This is a genomic window from Bacillus sp. LR--39 (assembly GCF_053613335.1).
In genome coordinates this window covers 1-525 of the sequence record NZ_JBSIOT010001558.1, presented here as the reverse complement: position 1 = coordinate 525, position 525 = coordinate 1, and the positions used below count along the sequence as shown (strand labels likewise).

2 pseudogenes are annotated in these 525 nt (G+C 44.0%); both read right to left on the bottom strand.

What is annotated here, in order from left to right:
* Nucleotides 1–377, bottom strand: a pseudogene (locus ACWHAR_RS31785) (putative nucleotide-diphospho-sugar transferase); the annotation flags it as partial.
* Nucleotides 378–400: 23 nt separating this feature from the next.
* Nucleotides 401–525: pseudogene (locus tag ACWHAR_RS31780) on the bottom strand (sugar dehydratase); the annotation flags it as partial.

The window sequence follows — 525 nt, the reverse complement described above, 5'->3', positions numbered from 1 at the left end:
ACCGAGCAGTCCGGCTGGTTTTCAAAAATCGGCGATGGATCTGCATAGAAAAAGAGATCCCCGTCAATATACGTCACACGCTCCAGCTCAGGATTGCTGTTCAGCACAGCTTGCAGAAAGATCGGCTTCATCGTCCAGCAATACTCACTTTGATCTCTAGTTTCCTTCAGCTTCAGAAGCAATTCATTTTCAAGAGCGGCCACCGGCACAAGGTTCAGCTGCTTCATCTTCAGCTTCTGTAACACGCGGTGCGTATCTTCATCCATGCAAAGTATAAAAATGGGACTGTCTTGATCAACTAGCTCTAACGACTTAAACAAAGCGACTGCCTGATATAATCTTCCTTTTGATAAAACGGTGCAATACGCGCTGGTCACAGTCTTGTTCACCTCGTTTCACATTACTTTTTGAAGAATTCCGTATACCACTCAATCGTTTTTTCAAGTCCCTCATCAATAGTGTAGGCCGGTGTCCAATTCAGCAGCTTTCTTGCTTTTTCCGCGGATAAATATTGATGTTTGATTT